We start from the raw sequence: 24066 nt of genomic DNA, 5'->3' as shown, positions 1-24066 counted from the left end.
TCCGACACCGCCGGGAATGTCATCTCCCCGAATACCAGGACAACTCATGATCAACACGTCTGTCGTAGGCCGAAAATCGTCCGGACGTGCCTTCGAGTTGTCTGTGTGACAGTAGTAGGCTCGCGCCGTTTGTTGACGGAACACCACCCGCACCGGGCGGGGGTTGAGCAGGGGGAGGCCATGCGCTTTCGCGGGAAGTCCATCCGCCGGAAGATCGTGGCGTTGTTGCTGGTGCCGCTTGTCTCCCTGACCGCCCTCTGGGGCTTCGCCACCGTACTGACCGGTCGGGAGGCCAGCGAACTCCTGGACGTCACCTCCGTCGTCAAGGAAGTCGGATATCCGGTGGCGGACGCTCTCGGCGACGTCCAGAAGGAACGCCGCCAGACGCTCATCTACCTTGCGGACCAACGCGCTTCCGACGCCCTGCCCGCCCTGCGCCGTCAGCGCCAGGCCACCGACAAGGCCGTCGCCAAGATCACGGCGAACATGGTGAAGGCCGGTGTCCGCGACGACATGCGGTCCGACACCCGCGAGGAACTGCGCTCGCTCGTCGAGGGCCTCGACGGACTGAGCGCCCTGCGGCGCTCGGTCGAGACGGGCACCATCTCCCGCAATCAGGCGCTCGACTTCTACAACCGCATCATCGATCCCGGCTTCAGCTTCCTGACGACGCTCCACGCCCTCAGCGACGTCGAGCTGGAACGCCAGGGCCGCGCTCTCGTCGGTCTCGTCCGCGCCACGGAAATGCTCTCCCGCGAGGACGCGCTGATCACCTCCGCGCTCACCACGGGCCAGGTCACCGCCCACGAGATCCGCGCGCTCTCCGACTTCGTCGCGAACCGCAAGCTGTACTACGAGACCAATCTCGAGGTACTGCCCGCCGACGAGCGGGAGATCTACGAGCAGTACTGGCGCAGCCCCGAGACAGCACCCCTGCGCGACGTCGAAGAGCACCTGATCACCGTGGGCGCCACCAAGAACACGGACGCCTCCGAAGCCGCACGCTGGCAGGCCGCGGCCACACCGGTCCTCGACGCCCTCGCCCGAGAGGCCAAGGAGGCGGGCGTCCGCTACGAGGACCGCGTCGAGCCCGCCGCGTACAGCGTCTTCGTCAAGGCGGGCGTCGCCGGTGTCCTCGGCTTCCTCGCGCTCCTCGTTTCCGTCATCGTCTCCGTACGCATCGGGCGCGACCTCGTACGCGACCTCACCCGCCTCCGTAAGGAGGCCCACGAGGTCTCCGGCGTACGGCTGCCCAGCGTGATGCGCCGGCTCGCCGCCGGTGAGCATGTGGACGTCGAGACCGAGGCGCCGCGACTCGAATACGACAAGGACGAGATCGGGCAGGCGGGCCAGGCGCTCAACACCCTTCAGCGGGCCGCCGTCGAGGCCGCCGTCCGGCAGGCCGACATGCGGCGCGGCGTCTCCGACGTCTTCGTCAACCTGGCCCGCCGCAACCAGGTTCTGCTGCACCGCCAGCTCACGCTCCTCGACACCATGGAGCGCCGCACCGAGGACACCGAGGAACTCGCGGACCTGTTCCGCCTGGACCACCTCACCACGCGTATGCGCAGGCACGCCGAGGGCCTGGTGATCCTCTCCGGCGCGGCCCCCTCCCGCCAGTGGCGCAAGCCGATCCAGCTGATGGACGTCGTACGGGCCGCGGTCGCCGAGGTCGAGGACTACGAGCGCATCGAGGTGCGCAGGCTTCCGCGGATCGGGGTCGGCGGGCCCGCGGTCGCCGACCTCACCCACCTGATCGCCGAACTCCTGGAGAACGCAACGGTGTTCTCACCCCCGCACACCGGGGTGCAGGTGCACGGCGAGCGGGTCGCCAACGGCTTCACCCTCGAAATCCACGACCGCGGTCTCGGCATGGCGCCCGAGGCGCTGCTCGACGCCAACCTGCGGCTCGCGGAGACCCCCGAGTTCGAACTGTCGGACACCGACCGGCTCGGCCTGTTCGTCGTCAGCCGGCTCGCCCAGCGCCAGAACGTCCGGGTTTCGCTGCAGCCTTCGCCGTACGGAGGCACCACCGCGGTCGTCTTCATCCCCGCGGCCCTCCTCACCGAGGCCCCGGAGACCCAGGGCACCGGCTTCCGCCTCGACCGCAAGAGCGAGAGCCCCGCCGGACGGCGCGGCACCGACGGCAAATTCTCCGCGCTCACCAAGGTCCCCACCCCACTGGGCAGCTCCCCGCTGCTCGACGGGCCCGTCGAACTGGAGGCGCCGGTCGGCTCGTTGGGCCTCGACGACCGCGCGGTCCGCGGCGCTGTGGACTCCGTCGCCGACATCCAGGACACCGAGAGCGAGCGCGGCGGGATCTTCCGGCCCCGCGCTGCCCGCGACCGCCGGGGCACGACGGCCGAGGAGCAGCACCAGCAGGCGCTGGACCAGACGCCCGAACGGAACTCCGGCCCCGTCCCGCTGCCCCGCCGCAAGCCGCCGACCCTGATCACCGACCACGGCCGCAGGGTGGACGAGCGGGGCCGCACCCACCCGGCTCCGGCCCGCGAGCCCGGGAGCGCCGCCGAGCCGCCGCTCGCGCCCGCTCCCGAGCCGTGGCGGGTCCCCGAGCCGCGCCAGGACCCGGTCTCCCGCCGGGCTCCCGAGCCGCGCCCCGGTCCATGGCCCGCCTCCGCCCCGGCCGCGCCCGGTCCTGCTCCTACGTCTTCACCGCGATCCACCCCGCATCCCGCCGCCGAAACGGCGCCGTCGCTCGACGGCCTGCCCCGTCGCGTGCGCCAGGCCAGCCTCGCCCCCCAGCTGCGGGGGGCCGCCGCCGACCGGCAGCCGTGGGCCCCGGCCGAGGGAGAGGACGTCGAGCGGGACGCGGAGCAAGTACGCAGCCGTATGGCATCCATGCAACGAGGGTGGCAGCGAGGCCGCCGCCACAACGCCGAAGAGGCCGAACACTCCGACCAGGCCACCGGCCCCGGCGAGACCGCACCACGAACGACATCTGAGGGGGACGGTCGATGACCGCACCACATGCCGCAGCAATCAACTCCATGGCCGGACCGGCCGTACAGGGGGCGGGCGAGCTCAACTGGCTTCTCGACGAGCTGGTCGACCGCGTCGCCAGCATCCGCAAGGCCCTGGTGCTCTCCAGCGACGGCCTGGCAACCGGCACCTCGCGGGATCTCACCCGCGAGGACAGTGAGCACCTCGCCGCCGTCGCCTCCGGTTTCCACAGTCTGGCCAAGGGAGTCGGGCGCCACTTCGAGGCGGGCCGGGTGCGCCAGACCGTCGTCGAGCTGGACGACGCGTTCCTCTTCGTCACGGCCGCGGGCGACGGCAGCTGTCTGGCCGTGCTCACCGACGCGGACTCCGACGTCGGCCTGGTGGCGTACGAAATGACGCTCATGGTCAAGCGGGTCGGCGTCCACCTGTCCACCGCCCCACGGACCGGTCAGACCGCCGGAGGGTGATGGCCGGGATGAGTGAATCGGCTCAGTACGCAACCGACCCGCACCACTTCTTCGACGCCGACGCAGGCCCGGTGGTCCGTCCGTACGCCATGACCCGCGGCCGGACGAGCAGTACGACCCGTCATCGGCTGGACCTGATCGCCCTTGTCGTCCCGGAGGCCGCCGCCGACGACCCCGGTCGCGACCAACTGCTGTCGCCGGAGCATGTCGAGATCGTCGAACGCTGCGGCGACATACCTCAGTCGATCGCCGAACTCGCGGCCACTCTCGACCTCCCCGTAGGGGTGGTCCGCGTCCTGGTCGGCGATCTCGTCGAGGACGCCCTGGTGCACGTAACCCGTCCCGTTCCGCCGGCCGAGCTGCCGGATGTGAGCATTCTCCGCGAGGTGATCAATGGTCTTCGGGCGCTCTAGCCGCCGAAAGCCGCCCATCGAGCCCGTCACGCTGAAACTCCTGGTCGCGGGTGGATTCGGCGTCGGCAAGACCACACTGGTGGGCGCGGTCAGCGAGATCAGACCGCTGCGCACCGAGGAGACGCTGAGCGAGGTGGGCCGTCCTGTCGACGACACCGAGGGCGTCGAGAGCAAGAAGACCACGACCGTCGCGATGGACTTCGGGCGCATCACGCTCCGCGAGGACCTGGTGCTCTACATCTTCGGCACACCGGGCCAGGACCGCTTCTGGTTCCTCTGGGACGAGCTGGCACAGGGCGCGCTCGGCGCGGTCGTCCTCGCCGACACGCGCCGTCTGGAGGACTCCTTTGCGGCCATCGACTACTTCGAGCGCCGCGGCATTCCGTTCACCGTCGCCGTCAACTGCTTCGAAGGGGCGGGGCGTTTCCCCGGCGAGACGGTACGGTCGGCGCTCGACCTCGATCCCGAGGTGCCGCTGCTGATGTGCGACGCGCGGGAGCGCGAGTCCGTCAAGGAGGTGCTGGTGGCGGTGGTCGAGCACGCACTGACCCGCGCCGACCGGCAGCGCGAGCACGCCACGACCTGACGCGATCGTCACGGCAGGACACGGCCCGTACCCCCACCGACTGGGGTACGGGCCGTGGGTCTTGCGGGAACCGTCAGGACCGCCGCGGGATCCCGGTAACTAGGCCCCGTCCTCCTCGTGCCAGCCGAAGCTGCGCTCCACCGCCTTGCGCCAGTTGCCGTACTCGCGCTCCCGGTCCTGCGCCTCCATCCGCGGCGACCACTCCACGTCCCGCCGCCAGTGCGCCTTCAGCTCGTCGAGGTCCGACCAGACACCGGTCGCCAGCCCAGCCGCGTAGGCGGCACCGAGACATGTCGTCTCGGACACCTTCGGCCGGATCACCGGCACCCCCAGCACATCCGCCTGATGCTGCATCAGCAGATTGTTGGCGGTCATGCCGCCGTCCACCTTGAGAGTGGTGATCTGCACCCCGGAGTCCTGGTACATCGCGTCGACGACCTCACGCGTCTGCCAGCTGGTCGCCTCCAGCACCGCGCGCGCCAGATGCGCCTTGGTGACATACCTCGTCAGACCGGTGATGACACCGCGCGCGTCGGAGCGCCAGTACGGGGCGAACAGTCCCGAGAAGGCGGGCACGACATACGCCCCGCCGTTGTCGTCCACGCTCGCCGCCAGCGTCTCGATCTCGTCCGCGCTGCGGATGATGCCGAGCTGGTCGCGGAACCACTGCACCAGCGCGCCGGTGATCGCGATCGACCCCTCCAGGCAGTACACCGGCGCCTCGTCGCCGATCTTGTACCCGAGCGTCGTGATCAACCCGCTCTTCGACGGCACAGGCCGGTTGCCGGTGTTCAGCAGCAGGAAACTGCCGGTGCCATAGGTGTTCTTGGCCGTTCCCGTGTCGTAGCAGGCCTGCCCGAAGATCGCTGCCTGCTGGTCGCCCAGGGCGGAAGCCACCGGCACACCCGCAAGCTGGCCGACAGCGCTCCCGTAGACCTGTGCGGAGGACGTGATCTCCGGGAGCATCACCTGCGGCACATCCATCACCGACAGGATCGCCGGATCCCATTCAAGGGTATGCAGATCCATCAGCATCGTGCGTGACGCGTTGGTCACATCGGTGACATGGACGCCGCCTTCGGTGCCACCCGTGAGGTTCCAGATCAGCCAGGAGTCGATGGTGCCGAAGGCGATCTCGCCGCGCTCCGCCCGGCTGCGCAGCCCGGGCACATTGTCCAGCAGCCAGGCCGCCTTGGGCCCCGAGAAATAGCTGGCGAGGGGGAGCCCGGTGGTGTCGCGGAATCGGTCCTGCCCGTGTGTGCCGCCCAATTCGTTGCAGAGCGCGGAGGTACGGGTGTCCTGCCAGACGATCGCGTTGTGCACCGGCTTGCCGGTCGCCCGGTCCCACAGGACCGTCGTCTCCCGCTGGTTGGTGATCCCGAGCGCGCTGAGCTGGTCGGCACGCAGGCCGGCTTTGGCGATCGCCCCGGCCACGACGGCCTGCACCTTGGACCAGATCTCGGTGGCGTCGTGCTCCACCCAGCCCGGCTTGGGGAAGATCTGACGGTGCTCACGCTGGTCGACGGCGACGATGGCGCCGTCCTGGTTGAAGATGATGCACCTGCTGGACGTGGTGCCCTGGTCGATTGCGGCGACGAACTTGTCCGTCATGACTTCCCCTTGTCAATGAGGCCCAGAAGACCTGGTACTGGAAGGCCTAGAAGGCTGCGTTGAAGATGAGGCCGGCCAGCAGCCCGCCGATGGCGGGTCCGGCTACCGGCACCCAGGCGTAACCCCAGTCCGATGTGCCCTTGTTGGGGATCGGCAGCAGCGCGTGGGTGATACGCGGTCCGAGGTCACGAGCCGGGTTGATGGCGTAACCGGTCGGCCCGCCCAGTGACAGACCGATGCCGACGACCAGCAGCGACACCAGAAGGATGGAGATGCCGGAGCCGTAGATGCCGGCGTTCTGTCCGGGTATCTGGCCGATGCCGATGCCGTCGTTCCTGCCGAAGGCGAGTATCGGCAGCACGAGGCCGATCGTCGCGATGATCTCGGTCATCATGTTGGCGACGGGACTGCGGATCTCCGGGCCGGTCGAGAAGATGCCCAGCGTGGGAAGGGCGTTCTTCTTGTCGGCGTTGGCCTGGAACTGTGCGAAGTAGACGAGATAGGCGAGCACGGCGCCGAGGATCGCTCCGACCATCTGCGCCAGGAAGTAGAGCGGGACCTTGCTCCACTCCCCGGTGTCGACGGCGACCCCGAGGGTCACTGCGGGATTGAGATGCCCGCCGGACAGCGGCGCGGCGGTGTACGCCCCCGCCAGCACGCCGAAGCCCCAGCCGAAGGCGATGACGACCCAGCCCGAAGCCCTGGCCTTGGAGTGATGGAGGGTGACGGCAGCGCAGACGCCGGCCCCGAAGAGGATGAGTATCGCGGTGCCGATGACCTCACCGAGAAAGATGTCTCCATTGCTCATGGCGGCTCCTAGGCTTCGCCCGGGGCCCTGGCCCCGGTCCTGCGTACAGGGTGCGTGCAACATGGCGTGCCATGGGTACGGGCAGGAGACAGGGGAGTCCCGACCCCGCCCGGCGTCCGTGACGAGCGTGCCGGAGTGCGGCGCCGACGAAGAGGCAGTGTTCACCGGTGCTGATGGGCCGTCAAGGTCGTTGGCAGCACGCGCAGTTCACCACCGGTGTGTTGACACGCTAGCGGGGAACGTAAGGCAGCGGGAGTACGCCTCGGCACTCTGCTCAGCGCACGGCGACGACGGCCGAACCATGGCCGAACAGCCCCTGATTGGCGGTGATTCCGGTACGGGCACCCGGCACCTGGCGCTCCCCGGCGGCCCCGCGAAGCTGCCAGGTCAGCTCACACACCTGGGCGATGGCCTGCGCTGGCACCGCCTCGCCGAAGGACGCGAGCCCGCCGCTGACATTGACCGGAATTCGCCCACCGAGCGAGGTGGCGCCCTCGCGCACCAGCTTGGCGCCCTCGCCCGTGCCGCACAGACCGATGTCCTCGTACCACTCCAGCTCCAGGGCGGTGGAGAGGTCGTACACCTCGGCCAGCGACAGGTCCTCGGGGCCGATGCCCGCTTCCTCGTAGGCGGCACGGGCGATGGACGCCCGGAAGGTGTGCGGGAAGGGATCGACGGCGGCCGCCGAGTCGGTGGCGATGTCCGGGAGATCGAGCACGGTCTTCGGATAGGTCGGAGTGACGGTCGATACGGCGCGGATACGCACCGGATCACGGACCCCGTGCCGCCGGGCGAAGTCCATGCCGGACAGCACCAGCGCGGCCCCTCCGTCAGAGGTGGCGCAGATGTCGAGCAGCCGCAGCGGATCGGCAACGACCGCCGACATGGCGACGTCCTCGGCCGAAACGGCCGTGCGGTAGCGGGCGTTGGGGTTCAGCGCCCCGGCAGCCGCGTTCTTGACCTTGACCAGCGCGAAGTCCTCGGGGGAATCGCCGTACAGTGCCATGCGGCGCCGTGCGTAGAGGCCGAAGTAGGCGGGGTTGGTGGCGCCGAGCACCCGGAAGCGCACCCAGTCGGGATCGTCTGGGCGATCGCCGCCGGCCGGTGCGAAGAATCCCTTCGGAGCCGAGTCCGCGCCCACCACCAGCACAACGTCGGCCATGCCCGAAAGGATCTGGGATCGTGCGGTGTTGATCGCCTGCGCGCCCGAGGCGCAGGCGGCGTAGACGCTGGTGACGCGTGCGCCTTGCCAGCCCAGCGCCTGGGCGAACGTCGCGCCCGCCACGTAACCGGGATAGCCGCAGCGCACAGTGTCCGCGCCGACCACGGACTCCACCTGCCGCCAGTCGATCCCGGCGTCGGCGAGCGCGGCCCTGGCCGCGACCGTCCCGTACTCCACAAAACTGCGGCCCCATTTGCCCCACGGGTGCATCCCGGCCCCGAGGACCGCCACGTCGCCGGTCACGACGCCACCCCCACGGGCCGCCAGTGCCAGGTCGTCCAGATGGTCTCCGTGGTTTCGCCCAGCACTCCGGGCACGACCTCGACCTCCATTCCGACCGCGAGGTCACCGACGGACACACCCGGCACCGCCTGCCCGAGAACGACCATGCGCTCGGCCTCCAGCTCGACGGCGACAAGGGTGTACGGCTCCCACTCCGTGTCCGGGTCGGAGACATACGGCGCCGGCGGGCGGTAGCGCCCGTCCGTGTACGACCACACCCGTCCCTGCTTGGACAGCGGGACCTCCGTCAACTCCGCGCCCCCGCAAGCCGGGTTGCGGCAGAAGGAGTCCTCGCGCGGGAAGAACACCGACGAACAGGCGGTGCACCGGGTGCCGAGCAGCCGGAAGTCCTCCTCGCTGCTCTCCTGTGTGAACCACCCGGCCACCACGGGCGTGCGCGTCACGGTTCCTCCCGGGCCCAGCAATCTGACGGGACGTCAGAAGTGTGCCACGGGTCAGCGGTTCTCGGCGAGCCACTTGGCGGCGATCTCGGCCAGCTCCCCGTCTCTGCCCGCCAGCATCATCCGGATCATCTGCACATCGCCGCGCAGTGACCAGGCCGGGTGCCCGAACGTCGCGGGGTTGTTCTTCTCGATGAGGAAATGCGCGGGCCAGGCCGTCCCGTATCCGATGAGCGGCAGCGCGGCCGCATACCGCTTCCGGCCGCGTGCCAGCCCGTACGCGCTGATCGCGAGGCCGGTCAGCGTACCGGTCAGATGCACCCAGCGGGTGGCCGCCTTGGAGTGCATGGCGACGTAATACGGCCAGAACTCCTCGTACGAATTGAATGTCTGCTGCGTCATAGCCGCACCGTAATCCTTCCGCGGAGAACCGGATACGGCCCCGCCGCGTCCGACTTCAGTGAGCGGGCGGCCGGAGCCTACGGGGGTGGTCCCGGCCGCCCGTTCGCAGGCCCGGCGACCGGGAAGTCGAAGTAGGTGTCGGGGAAGGGCTCAGGCCTGAAGGTGAAGTGCCACCATTCCTCCGGCAGGTTCACAAAGCCTTCGGCGGTCAGGGTGCGCTTCAGCAATTGCCGGTTGGCGCGCTGCCCGCCCTGGATTCTGGGGTCGTCGGTGTGCGACAGGGTGTCGAAGCAGTCGAATCCGGTCCCCATGTCGACGGAAATGTCAGGAAAGCGCTCGGACTGAGGGGCGGAGCAGGGGACGAGAGGCTCACCCGGGACATACGGCCTGGTGGAGAGAGCGGGCAGTTTCACGATCGTGAGATCGAGGGTGCTGCCGCGGCTGTGCCCGGACCTCTGTGCGATGTAACCGTCCGCGAACAGCCTCGATTTGTCGACCTGTGGATAGAACTCCTTCTTCATGGTCTCGTCATCGAGGTTCTTGGCCCACCGTACGAAGTGGTCCACGGCTCGCTGGGGCCGGTAGCAGTCGTACACCTTCAGCGAATAGCCCTGCCGCAGCAGCTTCGACTGCGCCCGGTGCAAGGCTCGAGCCGCCGGCCGGGTGACGATGCAAAGAGGCTGCCGATAGCCGTCGACGGGCGCGCCCACAAAGTTGTGACGGCCCGTGTAGCGCAGCTCCTGGATGATCGTCGCGTCGACCGAGCGCAGCGCCACGAACTCCCCGGCCGCCGTCGGCCCGGCAGCTGCGGGCGCCAAGAGGACGGCGGCGGCCGCCACGACAAAGGTGCGCGAAGCGGAAGTAGATCCTGTCATGGGCAGACGCTCTACCAGTGATCGGATACAGTCCGCGCGTGTCCATGGACTCCCACTGCGGCAACTGCGGGGCACCGTACGGCTCTCTGACAGGCTGGCCCCGCACCTGCCCGGCCTGCGGCGAGACGGCCTACCGCAATCCGCTGCCGGTCGCCGTCGCGCTGCTGCCCGCGTACGACGCCGACGGAACCGGACTTGTCGTCATCACCCGCACGATCGACCCCGGGCGGGGCGGCATCGCGCTGCCGGGCGGTTATATCGACCTCGGCGAGGACTGGCAGCAGGCTGTCGTACGGGAACTCTCCGAAGAAACCGGCATCGAGGCCCCTCACGAAGACGTCCGCCTCGCCGACGCACTCAGCGCCCCGGACGGCCATCTGCTCCTGTTCGGCCTGCTGCCGCCGCGCTCGGTTCAGGCCCTTCCACGACCCGCCCCGACCTCGGAGACGACGGGCTGGCACGTGCTGCACGAACCGACGGAGCTGACGTTCCCGCTGCACACGATCGCCGTCCGGAAGTGGTTCGAGGGCCAGTACCGATAGCGACCGGGTTCGGGGCCCTGGCGGGTGTTGCCACCCACCAGATCCTCACGCCCTAAGCCCCGAGCCCCCGCACCCTCACCCGCCACCTCGGCTGTGCCGCCCCCCTGCCCTTCTGCTGCTTCACCACGACCTGCCCCTCCACCAGCCGTGTCGTGTACCGCTCCACCTCCGGCTCTCCCCAGCCGTCGCCCACGTCCGCCACCACCAGGCCCCCGCCTGTGCGCGCCTCCGACGGCGCCCACACCTCGAGCTCCGTCCCGCCGTCATCGCCCCGCACCGGGATCACCGAGCCACCCCGCGCCAGGACCGGGATACGTGACAGCGGCGCGTCCACCAGCACCTGGCCCGGCCCCTCGTACGCCCGGCCCGTCGCCGTGTCGTACCACCGTCCCCTCGGCAGCCGCACCGCCCGCCGGTCCGTCCCCCGCTCCAGTACCGGTGCCACCAGCAGAGCGTCACCCAGCAAAAACGCGTCGTCGCAGTCGCGCAGCACCCGGTCCTCCGGACAGCCCCACCACAGCGGCCGTGCATACGGCGCCCCGGTCAGCCGCGCCAGATGCGCGAGGGTGACGAAGTAGGGGCGCAGCCGCTCCCGTTCGGCGAGTGCGGCCCGCGCGTGTTCGAGGACCGCGGGCCCGAACTCCCAAGGCTCCCTGCGCCCCGCGTCGATCGCCGCGTGCGTACGGAACAGCGGCAGCAGCGACCCCAGCTGGAACCAGCGCAGATACAGCTCCGGCGACGGACTGCCGTCGAAGCCGCCCACATCCGGCCCGGAGTACGGCACCCCGCACAGCCCGAGCCCGAGCACCAGCGCGAGCGAGGCCCGCAGCCCCGGCCAGCTGGTGGACACGTCACCGGACCAGGTGCCTCCGTACCGCTGCATGCCCGCCCAGCCCGAGCGCGAGAAGAGGAACGGCCGCTCGTCGGGACGCAGCCGACGCAGCCCCTCGTACCCGGCACGGGCCATCGTGAGGCCGTACAGATTGTGGGCCTCACGGTGATCGCCACCCTGTCCGTCCAGCGCGTGCCTGGCGGAGCGCGGCAGCGTCATGTCGCCGAACGGTGTGAAGGACACAGGCTCGTTCATGTCGTGCCAGACGCCCGAGAAGCCCTGCGCGAGCCGCTCCTCGTACAGGTCTCCCCACCAACGGCGGGCCGCCGGATCGGTGAAATCCGGATAGACGCTCTCGCCGGGCCAGACGACGCCCCGGACCTCACGGCCCGCCGGGTCCCGCACAAACACCCCAGCCGTCGCGCCACTGTCGTACACGGCGTTCCCGCGTTCCGCCTTCACCGCCGGATCGACGATGGACACCAGCCGTATTCCGTCGTCGCGCAGATCCTCCGCCATCCCCGGCAGATCGGGGAAGCGCTCACGATCGACGGTGAAGACCTGATGCGCGTCGTAGTGGTCGATGTCGAGATGAACCGCGGACAGCGGCAGCTCGCGCTCCCGGTAGCCCGCGACGATCCGCCGCACTTCCTGCTCGCTGCCGAACCCCCACCGCGCGTGCTGCGGACCGAGCGCCCAGGACGGCGGCACCGCGGGCGCGCCCGTGAGCTGGGTCCAGCCGGCCAGTACGCGCCTGGGTGTTCCCACCACCACCCAGCAGCGCAACGGCCCGCCGTCCATACGTACCTCGCTGGTACCAGGCCGGTCGTGCCCGGAGCCCGCGCCCTCCTCTCCCTCCCGGAGGGTGACCCGGCCGTCCCAGGAGTTGTCGTGGAAGGCCAGATGGGTGCCCGCGTCGGCCACCACCAGCTGGACCGGCATGGTGATGTACAGCGGGTCGTCGCCGGGCTCGAAGCTGCCGCGCGGGTCGGTGTTCCACAGCCGGTACGAGCCGTCGCGCAGGCGGGGTCCGGACGCCCGTCCGCCCAGCCCGAAGAAGCGCGCGTCCGCGGGCACTTCGGTGCGCTGCACCCACCGCGCGGGCCCGCCCCTCACCGGCTCCCACCAGCGCGGCGGCAGATCCCGGCGCAGTACGACACCTCCGGGCGTGCGGATCTCCACGGCACCGTGCCGGGAGACCTCCACCGTCACCCGCTCCGACACCACACGCCAGCCGCCGTCCTTGTCGGGCTCCAGTTCGGCCCGCGGGTCCGGCTCGGGAGGGGCACCCGCCAGGGCGTAGGAGGGTTCGGGCTCGGCGCCGTCCCAGCCCCAGAAGACGGCGCCGCCGCCGGCCACCCGGATCCGCAGCTGAGAACGGGTGAACCGGACGATCCCGCCGCCCGGCAGTGGCTCGGCCCCGGTGACCGGCCCAGGCGTTCTGGCCCGTTCCGTGCCTCTCGCCGGCAGGGCCCGGGCATCGGTCCGACGCTGCCGCCAGGCCGAGCGTGCCGCACGCAGCCCCTGCATCGTTCCGAAGATTCTCACCGAGCGCACCAGATCACGACCGTCCATGCAGCTCAGCCTGCCATCCGGTCGTAGGTGCGCGAGGTTTGTTCAACTCCCGTTCACCCGTGGCGGGAGCACATATTCCCTTGCCCGACCATGGGTGGGGAGCCCTGGTGCGAAAGACGATCACATGGCATCGTCCGTGTCAGCCGCGTCACGCGCACACCCCGCTCGTGCGCGCGAGACACGCACACACCGCGTAGAGCCACCCGGGAGCCGACCCATGACCTCAGCTGCGAACCCTGCCCCTCTGTGGCAGCCGGACCCCGACCGCATCGCCGCCGCCCGGATCACCCGCTTCCAGGCCTGGGCCGCCGAGCGCCACGGGGCCCCTGCTGAGGGCGGCTACGCGGCGCTGCACCGCTGGTCGATCGACGAGCTCGAAACCTTCTGGCAAGCGGTCGCCGAATGGTTCGACATCCGCTTCTCCACTCCGTACGAGCGCGTGCTGGCCGATCGAGCCATGCCCGGCGCCCGTTGGTTCCCCGGCGCCACGCTCAACTACGCCGAGCACGCCCTGCGCGCCGCCGAGGAGCGCCCCCACGATCCGGCGCTGCTTCATGTGGACGAGACACATGAGCCGACTCCGGTCAGCTGGGCAGAGCTCCGCCGCCAGGTAGGCGCGCTCGCTGCCGAACTGCGCGCCCTGGGCGTACGCCCGGGGGACCGCGTCAGCGGCTACCTGCCCAACATCCCCCAAGCCGTGACCGCGCTGCTCGCCACCGCGGCGGTCGGGGCGGTATGGACATCCTGTGCCCCGGACTTCGGTGCCCGCAGCGTCCTCGACCGCTTCCAGCAGGTCGAGCCGGTCGTCCTGTTCACGGTGGACGGCTACCGCTACGGCGGCAAGGAGCACGACCGCACCGACACCGTCGCCGAGCTGCGCCGCGAGCTCCCCACGCTGCGCGCCGTGATCCACATCCCGCTGCTCGGCACCGAGGCCCCCGACGGAGCTCTCGACTGGGCGGCGGTCACATCGGGGGACACGGAGCCCGTCTTCGAGCAGGTCACCTTCGACCACCCCCTGTGGGTCCTCTACTCCTCCGGCACGACCGGCCTGCCCAAGGCCATCGTCCAGTCGCAGGGCGGCATCCTTCTGGAGCATTTCAAACAGATCGGCCTGCACTGCGACCTCGGCCCCGAGGACCGCTTCTTCTGGTACACGTCGACCGGCTGGATGATGTGGAACTTCCTCGTCTCCGGCCTGCTCACCGGCACGACGGTCGTCCTGTACGACGGCAGCCCGGGCTATCCCGACACCGCGGCCCAGTGGCGCATCGCCGAGCGCACCAACGCCTCACTGTTCGGCACCTCCGCCGCCTACGTCATGGCCTGCCGCAAGGCCGAGGTCCACCCGTCGCGCGATTTCGACCTGTCCGCGGTCCGGTGCGTCGCAACGACCGGCTCCCCGCTCCCGCCCGACGGCTTCCGCTGGTTGCACGAGGAAGTGGCGGACGACCTGTGGATCGCCTCCGTCAGCGGCGGCACGGACGTCTGCAGCTGCTTCGCGGGCGCGGTGCCGACCCTGCCCGTACACATCGGAGAACTCCAGGCGGCCTGCCTCGGCACCGACCTCCAGTCCTGGGACCCCCAGGGCAAGCCGCTCATCGCGGAGGTCGGCGAACTGGTCGTCACCAACCCCATGCCGTCCATGCCGATCCGCTTCTGGAACGACCCCGACGGCAGCCGCTACCGCGACAGCTACTTCGAGATGTTCCCGGGCGTCTGGCGGCACGGCGACTGGATCACCATCACCGACCACGGCTCCGTCGTCATCCACGGCCGCTCCGACTCCACGCTCAACCGCCAGGGCGTACGGATGGGCTCGGCCGACATCTACGAAGCCGTCGAACGCCTCCCCGAGATCCGCGAATCCCTCGTCATCGGCCTGGAGGAACCGGACGGCGGCTACTGGATGCCCCTGTTCGTCCACCTCGTGGACGGCGCCACTCTCGACGACGACCTGCGCGCCCGCATCAAGCAGACGATCCGCGAACAGCTCTCCCCGCGCCATGTCCCCGACGACATCATCGAGGTCCCCGGCGTCCCGCACACCCTCACGGGCAAGCGCATCGAGGTGCCGGTGAAGCGCCTGCTCCAGGGCACGGCCCTGACGAAGGCGGTCAACCCGGGCTCCGTGGACAACCTGGAACTGCTGCGTTTCTACGAGGCTTTGGCCCGCACCCGCGCATCGGACCGGCCCGCCGGTTGAGGCGCGGGGCCCGGGGCCGAGCCGGCCCCGGGCCGTTCGGGGCGTGGGCTGCCCCGCTGCCGCCCACCCCACTGTCAGTGCCGTCGATTACGGTGAGTCACCAGTCATCGACAGCACCCAGGGGGAGAAATGGCATACACCAAGCAGTCCACGCGCCGCCGCAACAAGGCCACCGCCTCCATGCGCCGCACCCTCCGCCGCGAAGTCCCCAGCACCGTGGCCCTCATCGCCGACGAGTACGACTTCAGCGCGATGCGCCGGTACCGCACCTTCACCTTCGACGACCACTCCAGCTATCTCCGGCAGATCGAGGCGCTGCTCAAGACTCTCGCCTCCCGGCAACTGCACACCACCGTCGCCCTCTTCGACCCAGAAGACTTCGCCGAATACTGCACCGAAGCGGGCCTCGACCCCGACGCCGCAGCCAGCCGCAGCCGCTATACAGCCGCCATCGCAGCCCGCGGCGCCACCCTGGCGTACACCGGACAGCCGGTCACCAGCCTGCTGCCGCCCCTGATCAACAACGCCGTGCGCCAGGCCACTTGGGAGTACGCGACGATGCTCCTCGCCGATCTCGGCCACTGCGCCGACTGCGGCCAGGACATCGGCCGCGCCTCCTTCGACCGGGCCTCCCGCATCCTGATGAGCCTGCTCGACGGGGCCGGACCGGGCAGACACCACATGGTCTGCAGCATCCCCGCCCCCGACGAACAGCTCATCGCCGTCCTCCACGCCGAGGGAGCCGCCGACGCGGCGGCCCAGCTGGACGCCTCGGACGGCGCGGAGTTCGTGACCGTCCTCGCCACGGGCATCGCCCTAGAAACGCCCGGGGGAGTGGTTCTCCGCACGAGCGCCGAGGGCAGCCCCGACCGCCTCCGCGGCTGGCGACTCCACGCCGGCGGCCTCGTCCCCCTCACCGCGGGAGAGGTCTTCAGCGCCTATTGCACCGACGCCACCACCGGGGAGCCGCTGTCCCCGGAACCCGGAGTCGAATACTGCGCAGGCTTCGCCATCACGGCCGACGACCCGGACAACCACCACTGAAACGGTGAAGGGGCTTCCTGCCGTCCCCGGCAGGAAGCCCCCTCGATCACCCATCGAGCCCGGGCGGACCGGCTACTCGCCGGAGAGCACCGCCTGCGCGGCGACCCGCGCCTCCTCGGCGGTGTCCGCAGCACGAGCCGCGGCGGCAGCGCGCTCGCACTGGGCGAGCGTGTACTTCGCCAGCGTCGCGCGGACGTACGGAATCGACGCGGCACCCATCGACAGTGAGGTCACGCCGAGGCCGGTGAGCACACACGCGAGCAGCGGATCGGAGGCAGCTTCGCCACAGACACCACAGCTCTTCCCCTCGGCCTTCGCAGCCTCGGCCGAAAGCGCCACCAGGTCCAGGAGCGCCGGCTGCCACGGGTCCTGCAGACGCGACACGGCACCCACCTGACGGTCGGCGGCGAACGTGTACTGCGCGAGGTCATTGGTGCCCAGCGACAGGAACTCCACCTCCTGCAGGATCGAGCGCGCCCGTAGCGCGGCGGACGGAATCTCCACCATCGCGCCGAACTTCGCCTGCAGCCCCGCCTCGCGGCACGCGTCCGCGAACGCCTTGGCGTCGGTACGGTCCGCCACCATGGGGGCCATGACCTCGAGGTAGACCGGCAGCCCGGCGACCGCCTTGGACAGGGCCGCCAGCTGTGTACGCAGCACCTCCGGGTGATCCAACAGGCTTCGCAGCCCGCGCACACCCAGCGCCGGGTTGGGCTCGTCCGCCGGAGTCAGGAAGTCGAGCGGCTTGTCCGCACCGGCATCAAGCACCCGCACGACCACCCGGCCCTCGGGGAAGGCTTCCAGAACCTTGCGGTACGCCTCGACCTGCTTCTCCTCCGACGGCGCCTGCTTACTGTCGTCCAGGAAGAGGAACTCCGTACGGAACAGGCCGACACCCTCGGCACCGGCCTCGATCGCGGCCGGCACATCGGCAGGCCCACCGACATTGGCCAGCAGCGGCACCTTGTGCCCGTCGGACGTGGCACCCGGCCCACTGGAAGCGGCCAGCGCCGCCTTCCGCTCCTGCGCCGCCCTTTCCAGCTGACCCCGCTTCTCCCGGCTCGGCTCGACGAAGATCTCGCCCGTGCTGCCGTCGACAGCGATGAGCGTGCCCTCGGCCAGCTCCGTGGCGCCGGGCAGCGCCACCACGGCGGGCACGCCCAGCGCTCGCGCCAGAATCGCGCTGTGGCTGGTGGGCCCGCCCTCCTCGGTGACAAACCCGAGCACCAGTGTCGGGTCGAGCAGCGCGGTGTCCGCCGGCGCGAGATCCCGCGCGATCAGTACATACGGCTCGTCGCTGTCCGGTACACCCGGCATCGGCACACCCAGCAGCCGCGCCACAATCCTGTTCCGCACATCGTCCAGGTCCGCCACGCGACCGGCCATGTACTCACCGGCACCCGCGAGCATCTCCCGGTACATGGCGAACGCGTCGTACACACCGCGCTCGGCGGTGCTGCCGACGGCGATGCGGCGCTCCACGTCGGCCATGAGCTCCGGGTCCTGCGCCATCATGGCCTGCGCCTCGAGCACGGCCTGCGCCTCGCCACCGGCCAGATTGCCCCGGGCAATCAGGTCGGCGGCCACGGCTTCCACGGCCTTGCGGGCGCGCCCCTGTGCGCGCTCCGCGTCCTCGGGCCGAATCTGCTTGGCCGGCGGCTCCAGAACCGCCGTACCCATGTGCCGGACCTCGCCGATCGCCACACCATGGCTCACGCCGACGCCTCGCAGCGTTGTCTCCATTACACCCGTCTCCGTTTCAGCGACGGCCCGTGCCGCCGCGTTGGATGTCCGGCCAGCCGTCAGTGCGGCTCCGGCGTCACTGCCAGCCGAAGAGAGAGTCCCCGGCCTTGACATCGCCGTCCTCACGGAGGTCGGAGAGGGAGTCGGCCGCGGCTTCGAGCGCCACGATGGGACAGATCGCGGACTTGCCGGCCTCTTCTACGGCCGACGGATTCCAGCGCACCACTGCCTGCCCGCGCTGGACCGTGTCGCCCTTGCTGACGAGCAGTTCGAAGCCCTCACCGTTGAGCTGGACGGTGTCGATGCCGAGGTGCGTCAGGACACCGTGCCCCTGGTCGTCGACGACGACGAAGGCGTGCGGGTGCAGGGAGACGATGATTCCGTCGACGGGGGCGACTGCCTCCGAAGGCCCACGCACGGGGTCGACAGCGGTACCAGGACCGACCATCGCACCGGAGAAGACGGGGTCCGGTACGGCAGCGAGTCCGATGGCCCGTCCGGCAATAGGGGACGTCACTGTGGTCATGGAGCCTCCCAGGGGCGGAGATTCGTGCGGCGTCGTCACTGTCTGTCCCAGACGACGCACTGTTCAGAAGGGTATGGCATGGGATGTCCTAGTTCCGTCAGAGATCAACCAGTTCGCGGACCTAGGGGTGCACCGGAAACGATTTGCCTCGTCTCCTGGTGTGGCTGTACTGTCGTACCCCTGCCTGGCCCCAACGCGACGTTGAGTCGGGGGTCGGCAGCACCTATCAAGCCGCGATACTAACTGGTCTAAACCTCTGCTGTCCGCAGGGTGGTGGTCAGGAAGACCGAAAAAGCCTGATAGTGTACGGAAACACCGAAGGGAAGCGCCCGGAGGGCCCGATGAAAAGGGTCCGATGGAAGCGTCCGTTCCTTGAGAACTCAACAGCGTGCCAAAAGTCAACGCCAGATTGACAACCCCGGCCCATTTCGGTGGGTTGGAGGTTCCTTTGAAAGTCCTGTCGGCCCTTGTGGCGGGCAGGCGAAAACACAGCGAGGACGCTGTGGACGACTGGTCTTATTCCGACTGGTTGTCCCGCTCTTGTGGTGTTGAACCCGATTACGGGTAAACATTCATGGAGAGTTTGATCCTGGCTCAGGACGAACGCTGGCGGCGTGCTTAACACATGCAAGTCGAACGATGAAGCCCTTCGGGGTGGATTAGTGGCGAACGGGTGAGTAACACGTGGGCAATCTGCCCTTCACTCTGGGACAAGCCCTGGAAACGGGGTCTAATACCGGATACCACCTCCCGAGGCATCTTGGGGGGTTGAAAGCTCCGGCGGTGAAGGATGAGCCCGCGGCCTATCAGCTTGTTGGTGGGGTGATGGCCTACCAAGGCGACGACGGGTAGCCGGCCTGAGAGGGCGACCGGCCACACTGGGACTGAGACACGGCCCAGACTCCTACGGGAGGCAGCAGTGGGGAATATTGCACAATGGGCGAAAGCCTGATGCAGCGACGCCGCGTGAGGGATGACGGCCTTCGGGTTGTAAACCTCTTTCAGCAGGGAAGAAGCGCAAGTGACGGTACCTGCAGAAGAAGCGCCGGCTAACTACGTGCCAGCAGCCGCGGTAATACGTAGGGCGCAAGCGTTGTCCGGAATTATTGGGCGTAAAGAGCTCGTAGGCGGCTTGTCACGTCGGATGTGAAAGCCCGGGGCTTAACCCCGGGTCTGCATTCGATACGGGCTAGCTAGAGTGTGGTAGGGGAGATCGGAATTCCTGGTGTAGCGGTGAAATGCGCAGATATCAGGAGGAACACCGGTGGCGAAGGCGGATCTCTGGGCCATTACTGACGCTGAGGAGCGAAAGCGTGGGGAGCGAACAGGATTAGATACCCTGGTAGTCCACGCCGTAAACGTTGGGAACTAGGTGTTGGCGACATTCCACGTCGTCGGTGCCGCAGCTAACGCATTAAGTTCCCCGCCTGGGGAGTACGGCCGCAAGGCTAAAACTCAAAGGAATTGACGGGGGCCCGCACAAGCAGCGGAGCATGTGGCTTAATTCGACGCAACGCGAAGAACCTTACCAAGGCTTGACATATACCGGAAAGCATCAGAGATGGTGCCCCCCTTGTGGTCGGTATACAGGTGGTGCATGGCTGTCGTCAGCTCGTGTCGTGAGATGTTGGGTTAAGTCCCGCAACGAGCGCAACCCTTGTTCTGTGTTGCCAGCATGCCCTTCGGGGTGATGGGGACTCACAGGAGACTGCCGGGGTCAACTCGGAGGAAGGTGGGGACGACGTCAAGTCATCATGCCCCTTATGTCTTGGGCTGCACACGTGCTACAATGGCCGGTACAAAGAGCTGCGATGCCGCGAGGCGGAGCGAATCTCAAAAAGCCGGTCTCAGTTCGGATTGGGGTCTGCAACTCGACCCCATGAAGTCGGAGTTGCTAGTAATCGCAGATCAGCATTGCTGCGGTGAATACGTTCCCGGGCCTTGTACACACCGCCCGTCACGTCACGAAAGTCGGTAACACCCGAAGCCGGTGGCCCAACCCCTTGTGGGAGGGAGCTGTCGAAGGTGGGACTGGCGATTGGGACGAAGTCGTAACAAGGTAGCCGTACCGGAAGGTGCGGCTGGATCACCTCCTTTCTAAGGAGCACTTCTCACCAGACCCCGGTCTGGTCAGAGGCCAGTACACCGGCGCACGTCCGGTGCTGGTAGCTCATGGGTGGAACGTTGACTATTCGGCAGGTCTGACCAACTCGGTCTTCCAGTACTGCTCTTCGGGGCGTGGAACGGAGCCCGGGGCGGGAGACTCTGCCGGGCGCGCTGTTGGGTGTCTGAGGGTACGGACTGAAACGTCTGAACCTTCGGGATGCCGGCCCCGGTACAGCATCACGTGGTGGTGTGTGACGGGTGGCTGGTCGTTGCTTGAGAACTGCACAGTGGACGCGAGCATCTGTGGCCAAGTTTTTAAGGGCGCACGGTGGATGCCTTGGCACCAGGAACCGATGAAGGACGTGGGAGGCCACGATAGTCCCCGGGGAGCCGTCAACCAGGCTTTGATCCGGGGGTTTCCGAATGGGGAAACCCGGCAGTCGTCATGGGCTGTCACCCGCTGCTGAACACATAGGCAGTGTGGAGGGAACGAGGGGAAGTGAAACATCTCAGTACCCTCAGGAAGAGAAAACAACCGTGATTCCGGGAGTAGTGGCGAGCGAAACCGGATGAGGCCAAACCGTATGCGTGTGATACCCGGCAGGGGTTGCGCATACGGGGTTGTGGGATCTCTTTATCATTGTCTGCCGGCGATGAGACGAGTCAGAAACCGTTGATGTAGGCGAAGGACATGCGAAAGGTCCGGCGTAGAGGGTAAGACCCCCGTAGCTGAAACGTCAGCGGCTCGTTTAAGAGACACCCAAGTAGCACGGGGCCCGAGAAATCCCGTGTGAATCTGGCGGGACCACCCGTTAAGCCTAAATATTCCCTGGTGACCGATAGCGGATAGTACCGTGAGGGAATGGTGAAAAGTACCGCGGGAGCGGAGTGAAATAGTACCTGAAACCGTGTGCCTACAAGCCGTGGGAGCGTCGCGTGCAGAGCTTGCTCTGTGCGTCGTGACTGCGTGCCTTTTGAAGAATGAGCCTGCGAGTTTGCGGTGTGTTGCGAGGTTAACCCGTGTGGGGAAGCCGTAGCGAAAGCGAGTCCGAACAGGGCGGTTTAGTAGCGCGCTCAAGACCCGAAGCGGAGTGATCTAGCCATGGGCAGGTTGAAGCGGAGGTAAGACTTCGTGGAGGACCGAACCCACCAGGGTTGAAAACCTGGGGGATGACCTGTGGTTAGGGGTGAAAGGCCAATCAAACTCCGTGATAGCTGGTTCTCCCCGAAATGCATTTAGGTGCAGCGTCGTGTGTTTCTTGCCGGAGGTAGAGCACTGGATAGGCGATGGGCCCTACCGGGTTACTGACCTTAGCCAAACTCCGAATGCCGGTAAGTGAGAGCGCGGCAGTGAGACTGTGGGGGATAAGCTCCATGGTCGAGAGGGAAACAGCCCAGAGCATCGACTAAGGCCCCTAAGCGTACGCTAAGTGGGAAAGGATGTGGAGTCGCAGAGACAACCAGGAGGTTGGCTTAGAAGCAGCCACCCTTGAAAGAGTGCGTAATAGCTCACTGGTCAAGTGATTCCGCGCCGACAATGTAGCGGGGCTCAAGCGTACCGCCGAAGTCGTGTCATTCACACATGATCCCCAACGGGAGTGTGGATGGGTAGGGGAGCGTCGTGTGCCGGGTGAAGCCGCCGCGTAAGCGAGTGGTGGACGGTTCACGAGTGAGAATGCAGGCATGAGTAGCGATACACACGTGAGAAACGTGTGCGCCGATTGACTAAGGGTTCCTGGGTCAAGCTGATCTGCCCAGGGTAAGTCGGGACCTAAGGCGAGGCCGACAGGCGTAGTCGATGGACAACCGGTTGATATTCCGGTACCCGCTTTGAAACGCCCAGTACTGAACCCTCTGATGCTAAGGCCGTGAAGCCGTCCTGGATCCTTCGGGTGAAGGGGAGTGGTGGAGCCGCCGGTCCAAGGTGGTAGTAGGTAAGCGATGGGGTGACGCAGGAAGGTAGTCCAGCCCGGGCGGTGGTTGTCCCGGGGTAAGGGTGTAGGCCGTGTGATAGGCAAATCCGTCACACATTGAGGCTGAGACCTGATGCCGAGCCGATTGTGGTGAAGTGGATGATCCTATGCTGTCGAGAAAAGCCTCTAGCGAGTTTCATGGCGGCCCGTACCCTAAACCGACTCAGGTGGTCAGGTAGAGAATACCGAGGCGTTCGGGTGAACTATGGTTAAGGAACTCGGCAAAATGCCCCCGTAACTTCGGGAGAAGGGGGGCCATCTTTGGTGATCGGACGTGCTCCGTGAGCTGGGGGTGGCCGCAGAGACCAGCGAGAAGCGACTGTTTACTAAAAACACAGGTCCGTGCGAAGCCGTAAGGCGATGTATACGGACTGACGCCTGCCCGGTGCTGGAACGTTAAGGGGACCGGTTAGTCACATTTCGGTGTGGCGAAGCTGAGAACTTAAGCGCCAGTAAACGGCGGTGGTAACTATAACCATCCTAAGGTAGCGAAATTCCTTGTCGGGTAAGTTCCGACCTGCACGAATGGCGTAACGACTTCTCGACTGTCTCAACCATAGGCCCGGTGAAATTGCACTACGAGTAAAGATGCTCGTTTCGCGCAGCAGGACGGAAAGACCCCGGGACCTTTACTACAGTTTGATATTGGTGTTCGGTTCGGCTTGTGTAGGATAGGTGGGAGACTGTGAAGCTTGGACGCCAGTTCAGGTGGAGTCGTCGTTGAAATACCACTCTGGTCGTGCTGGATGTCTAACCTGGGTCCGTGATCCGGATCAGGGACAGTGTCTGATGGGTAGTTTAACTGGGGCGGTTGCCTCCCAAAGGGTAACGGAGGCGCCCAAAGGTTCCCTCAGCCTGGTTGGCAATCAGGTGTTGAGTGTAAGTGCACAAGGGAGCTTGACTGTGAGACCGACGGGTCGAGCAGGGACGAAAGTCGGGACTAGTGATCCGGCGGTGGCTTGTGGAAGCGCCGTCGCTCAACGGATAAAAGGTACCCCGGGGATAACAGGCTGATCTTCCCCAAGAGTCCATATCGACGGGATGGTTTGGCACCTCGATGTCGGCTCGTCGCATCCTGGGGCTGGAGTCGGTCCCAAGGGTTGGGCTGTTCGCCCATTAAAGCGGTACGCGAGCTGGGTTTAGAACGTCGTGAGACAGTTCGGTCCCTATCCGCTGTGCGCGTAGGAGTCTTGAGAAGGGCTGTCCCTAGTACGAGAGGACCGGGACGGACGAACCTCTGGTGTGCCAGTTGTCCTGCCAAGGGCATGGCTGGTTGGCTACGTTCGGAAAGGATAACCGCTGAAAGCATCTAAGCGGGAAGCCTGCTTCGAGATGAGGACTCCCACCCCCTTTGAGGGGTTAAGGCTCCCAGTAGACGACTGGGTTGATAGGCCAGATGTGGAAGCCCCGCAAGGGGTGGAGCTGACTGGTACTAATAGGCCGAGGGCTTGTCCTCAGTTGCTCGCGTCCACTGTGTCAGTTCTGAAGTAA

At 67.3% G+C, this 24066-nt stretch carries 16 protein-coding genes and 2 rRNA genes; 9 read left to right on the top strand and 9 right to left on the bottom strand.

The window, feature by feature from the left end; all coding sequences use genetic code 11:
• Positions 1-180: 180 nt before the first annotated feature.
• The 4 genes from FBY35_RS23470 to FBY35_RS23455 are packed head-to-tail and all read left to right on the top strand — an operon-like array spanning position 181 to position 4427.
• A complete protein-coding gene (locus FBY35_RS23470; RefSeq protein WP_142215963.1) occupies positions 181-2979 on the top strand; it encodes a nitrate- and nitrite sensing domain-containing protein in 2799 nt (932 codons plus the stop codon).
• The gene (locus FBY35_RS23465; RefSeq protein ID WP_142215962.1) at positions 2976-3428 is read left to right on the top strand and encodes a roadblock/LC7 domain-containing protein; all 453 of its coding nucleotides are present in this window, start codon (positions 2976-2978) and stop codon (positions 3426-3428) included. The genes FBY35_RS23470 and FBY35_RS23465 overlap by 4 nt, the downstream gene beginning before the upstream one ends.
• Positions 3428-3841, top strand: a complete 414-nt coding sequence (locus FBY35_RS23460) for a DUF742 domain-containing protein (protein WP_399208717.1) — start codon at positions 3428-3430, stop codon at positions 3839-3841. Before FBY35_RS23465 ends, FBY35_RS23460 begins: the two co-directional genes overlap by 1 nt.
• A complete protein-coding gene (locus FBY35_RS23455) occupies positions 3822-4427 on the top strand; it encodes an ATP/GTP-binding protein (RefSeq protein WP_142215960.1) in 606 nt (201 codons plus the stop codon). The genes FBY35_RS23460 and FBY35_RS23455 overlap by 20 nt, the downstream gene beginning before the upstream one ends.
• Positions 4428-4526: 99 nt before the next feature.
• Here FBY35_RS23455 and glpK read toward each other — a convergent pair whose 3' ends face one another.
• The 6 genes from glpK to FBY35_RS23425 all read right to left on the bottom strand — a co-directional run bounded on the left by glpK (position 4527) and on the right by FBY35_RS23425 (position 10028).
• Complete coding sequence (gene glpK, locus FBY35_RS23450) at positions 4527-6038, bottom strand: glycerol kinase GlpK (protein WP_142215959.1); 1512 nt, start codon at positions 6036-6038, stop codon at positions 4527-4529.
• A 46-nt stretch (positions 6039-6084) separates the two neighbouring features.
• Positions 6085-6846 carry an MIP/aquaporin family protein gene (locus FBY35_RS23445; RefSeq protein ID WP_142215958.1) on the bottom strand — a complete coding sequence of 254 codons (762 nt, stop codon included), beginning with the start codon at positions 6844-6846 and terminating at the stop codon, positions 6085-6087.
• Between the two features lie 274 nt (positions 6847-7120).
• Complete coding sequence (locus FBY35_RS23440) at positions 7121-8311, bottom strand: lipid-transfer protein (RefSeq protein ID WP_142215957.1); 1191 nt, start codon at positions 8309-8311, stop codon at positions 7121-7123.
• The gene (locus FBY35_RS23435; RefSeq protein ID WP_142218125.1) at positions 8308-8739 is read right to left on the bottom strand and encodes a Zn-ribbon domain-containing OB-fold protein; all 432 of its coding nucleotides are present in this window, start codon (positions 8737-8739) and stop codon (positions 8308-8310) included. The genes FBY35_RS23440 and FBY35_RS23435 overlap by 4 nt, the downstream gene beginning before the upstream one ends.
• 66 nt (positions 8740-8805) lie before the next feature.
• Positions 8806-9153, bottom strand: a complete 348-nt coding sequence (locus tag FBY35_RS23430) for a DUF962 domain-containing protein (RefSeq protein ID WP_142215956.1) — start codon at positions 9151-9153, stop codon at positions 8806-8808.
• Between the two features lie 77 nt (positions 9154-9230).
• Positions 9231-10028 carry a M15 family metallopeptidase gene (locus tag FBY35_RS23425; RefSeq protein ID WP_142215955.1) on the bottom strand — a complete coding sequence of 266 codons (798 nt, stop codon included), beginning with the start codon at positions 10026-10028 and terminating at the stop codon, positions 9231-9233.
• Between the two features lie 44 nt (positions 10029-10072).
• Here FBY35_RS23425 and FBY35_RS23420 point away from each other — a divergent pair, with 44 nt between their 5' ends.
• Complete coding sequence (locus FBY35_RS23420) at positions 10073-10570, top strand: NUDIX domain-containing protein (RefSeq protein ID WP_142218124.1); 498 nt, start codon at positions 10073-10075, stop codon at positions 10568-10570.
• Positions 10571-10622: 52 nt separating this feature from the next.
• Here FBY35_RS23420 and FBY35_RS23415 read toward each other — a convergent pair whose 3' ends face one another.
• Positions 10623-12977 (bottom strand): glycoside hydrolase family 31 protein, encoded by a 2355-nt coding sequence (locus tag FBY35_RS23415; protein WP_142215954.1) that lies wholly within the window; start codon positions 12975-12977, stop codon positions 10623-10625.
• A 217-nt stretch (positions 12978-13194) separates the two neighbouring features.
• Between FBY35_RS23415 and FBY35_RS23410 the strand changes: the two genes are divergently transcribed.
• Together FBY35_RS23410 and FBY35_RS23405 are read left to right on the top strand one after the other, a co-directional pair.
• Positions 13195-15183 (top strand): acetoacetate--CoA ligase, encoded by a 1989-nt coding sequence (locus tag FBY35_RS23410; protein WP_142215953.1) that lies wholly within the window; start codon positions 13195-13197, stop codon positions 15181-15183.
• 129 nt (positions 15184-15312) lie between these two features.
• On the top strand, positions 15313-16227 hold the full coding sequence (locus tag FBY35_RS23405) for a hypothetical protein (protein ID WP_142215952.1): 915 nt from the start codon (positions 15313-15315) through the stop codon (positions 16225-16227).
• A gap of 72 nt (positions 16228-16299) precedes the next feature.
• Here FBY35_RS23405 and ptsP read toward each other — a convergent pair whose 3' ends face one another.
• Both ptsP and FBY35_RS23395 read right to left on the bottom strand, forming a co-directional pair.
• Positions 16300-17970, bottom strand: coding sequence for a phosphoenolpyruvate--protein phosphotransferase (gene ptsP / locus FBY35_RS23400; protein WP_142215951.1), 1671 nt, complete (start codon positions 17968-17970; stop codon positions 16300-16302).
• A gap of 76 nt (positions 17971-18046) precedes the next feature.
• Positions 18047-18496, bottom strand: a complete 450-nt coding sequence (locus FBY35_RS23395; RefSeq protein ID WP_142215950.1) for a PTS glucose transporter subunit IIA — start codon at positions 18494-18496, stop codon at positions 18047-18049.
• A 571-nt stretch (positions 18497-19067) separates the two neighbouring features.
• Between FBY35_RS23395 and FBY35_RS23390 the strand changes: the two genes are divergently transcribed.
• Both FBY35_RS23390 and FBY35_RS23385 read left to right on the top strand, forming a co-directional pair.
• Positions 19068-20593 (top strand): 16S ribosomal RNA (locus FBY35_RS23390).
• A gap of 314 nt (positions 20594-20907) precedes the next feature.
• Positions 20908-24031 (top strand): 23S ribosomal RNA (locus FBY35_RS23385).
• The 16S and 23S rRNA genes sit together here, the layout of an rRNA operon.
• The last annotated feature ends 35 nt before the right edge of the window (positions 24032-24066 follow it).

It is taken from the genome of Streptomyces sp. SLBN-118 (genome assembly GCF_006715635.1).
Classification (GTDB): domain Bacteria; phylum Actinomycetota; class Actinomycetes; order Streptomycetales; family Streptomycetaceae; genus Streptomyces.
The sequence above is the reverse complement of the archived record's forward strand: the minus strand, read 5'-3'. Positions and strand labels throughout refer to the sequence as shown.